Raw genomic sequence first — 273 nt, forward strand, 5'->3', positions numbered from 1 at the left:
CTGCACATGATCGCCTTGGCCGAGGTCGAGCCCAGCCAGGAGCGCTTGTCGCGGGATTGGCACCAGATCACCGGGGACAGCTTCATCGTTGATGTGCGGCCCATCGTTGGAGATCCCGCCGAGGGGTTCATGGAGGATTTCAAGTACGCCGTCAAGTTCAGCGATCAGCCGGTTGCCGATACATGGCATGCCTTTCAGACGCTCAAGGGGAAACGCCTTCTTGGTTCTGCTGGGTGCTTCCGAGGTGTCGAGGTGCCGGAAGAGCTGACCGAT

1 pseudogene is annotated in these 273 nt (G+C 60.1%); it reads left to right on the forward strand.

Annotated features, from left to right (window positions below):
- Positions 1 to 273: pseudogene (locus ABG80_RS23140) on the forward strand (protein rep); the annotation flags it as partial.

Origin of the sequence: Aquabacterium parvum, assembly GCF_001447195.1 — a bacterium.
In the GTDB taxonomy this organism is placed as follows: domain Bacteria; phylum Pseudomonadota; class Gammaproteobacteria; order Burkholderiales; family Burkholderiaceae_C; genus Aquabacterium; species Aquabacterium parvum.